Here is a 1,913-nt window from a genome sequence, read left to right on the forward strand (position 1 = left end):
GGGGCGGGGAGAGGTCGTCGTCACGAGGTGGTTCCTGGAGGGTCGCGTCGGTCAGGGCTTGAAGGTGACCGGGTACTTCGCGGGCTTCGCCCCGGTCGGGGGGACCTGGAGGGTCTTCAGGGCGAACTCCATGACCTGCTTGTAGACCGGTCCGCAGATCTGGCCGCCGAAGTAGCTGCCCTCGGTGGCGTTCTGGATGACGCAGTAGACGGTGATCCGGGGCTTGTCGGCGGGGGCGAATCCGGCGAAGGAGGAGGTGTAGCCGCGGTACTTGCCGGTGGCCGGATCCACGCGGTTCGCCGTACCCGTCTTGCCCGCCACCCGGTAGCCGGGGATGCGCGCCTTGGTGCCGGTGCCCTCCTCGTCGTCCACCACCGACTCCAGCATCCGGGCGAGCGTGTCCGCCGTCTTCTCGCTGATCACCCGCTTCTTCCCGGGCTCGGGGGCGGGCGTGAAGTTCCCGTCGGGTCCCTTGGTGCCGCGCACCAGGCTGGGTTCGATGCGGACGCCGCCGTTGGCGATGGTGGAGTAGACGGAGGCGGCCTGCATGGCGTTGATGGAGACGCCCTGGCCGAAAGGAATCGTGTACTGCTGGGAGGTCGACCACTCCTGGGGCGGGGCCAGGATGCCCTTGGTCTCGCCGGGGAAGCCGAGCCCGGTGTGGCTGCCGAGGCCGAACCCGCGCAGGTAGTCGTAGAGGACCTTGTTGGCGGCGGACTGGGTCTTGCCGAGCTGGCCGGTGGCCAGGATGGTCCCGATGTTGCTGGACTTGGCGAGGACGCCGTTGAGGGTCAGGTACCAGGTCGGGTGATCGACGTCGTCCTTGAAGAGACGGTCGCCGCGGTGCAGGCGGTTGGGCACCACGACATGGGTGCCCGGGGTGGCGGCGTTCTCCTCCAGGACGGCCGCCATCGACAGCACCTTGGCGGTGGAGCCGGGTTCGTAGGCGTCCTGCAGTGCCGCGTTGCCGAGCGCCGTCGGGTCGGCCTCGGACAGGTTGTTGGGGTCAAAGCCGGGCGCGTTGGCCATGGCGAGGATCTCGCCGGTGCGGGTGTCCTGGACGATGACGTAGCCGCGGTCCGCCTGTGACTTCTCCACCTGCTTGCTGATGGCGTTCTGCGCGGCCCACTGGATGTCCCGGTCGATGGTCAGCTCGACGTCGCTGCCGGGCACGGCCGGGGTCTCGGTGGAGCCGGCGGTGGGCACCAGACGGCCGCCGGACTGGGCGTAGCGGATCTTGCCGTCCTTGCCGGTGAGCTGCTTGTCCAGCTGGAGCTCGATGCCGCCGCCGCCCTTGCCGGAGGCGTTGACCCAGCCCAGTATCCCGGCGGCGAGCTCGTTGTTGGGGTACACGCGCTTGGTGGTGGGGACGGAGAAGACGCCGGCCAGGACGTTGACGGCGGACTTGTCGTCCTGCGTCTTCTTGGCCAGCGCGGACTTCAGGTCCTTGATCTGCTTCCAGACCTGCGGGGTCTGCCGGCCGGCCAGTTTGACATAGCGCAGGGCCTTGTTCTCCGGGCGCAGCTTCTCGACCAGCTTGTCCTGGCTCTGGCCGAGGATCGGGGCGAGGAGGGCGGCGGCCTGCTCGGGACCGTCGCCGATCTTCATCTGGTCGGGGGTGAACATCGTGGGGTCGGCGGTGATGTCGTAGGCGTCGACGCTGGTCGCGAGGGCCACGCCGTTGCGGTCGGTGATCTCGCCGCGCTCGGCGGCCAGCACCTGGCCGACGTAGCGGTTCTGCGCGGCCTTGGCGGCATACGTGCTCGCGTCGACAGCCTGCACCTGGAACAGGCGTACGACGAAGGCGATCAGGACGAGGGTCAGTGCCAGGCCGACGAGGCGCAGCCGGGGCCGCGGACTGCCCAGCCGGATGGTCCGCGGGGCCGGGCGGGGCGGGCCCGGGCGGCGGGCGG

1 protein-coding gene is annotated in these 1,913 nt (G+C 69.9%); it reads right to left on the bottom strand.

From position 1 onward, the window contains the following. Positions 1 to 51: 51 nt before the first annotated feature. A partial coding sequence (locus tag N4P33_RS34950) for a penicillin-binding protein 2 (RefSeq protein ID WP_260830931.1) occupies positions 52 to 1,913 on the bottom strand: 1,862 nt, incomplete at its 5' end.

Origin of the sequence: Streptomyces sp. 15-116A, from assembly GCF_025290915.1 — a bacterium.
Taxonomy (GTDB): domain Bacteria; phylum Actinomycetota; class Actinomycetes; order Streptomycetales; family Streptomycetaceae; genus Streptomyces.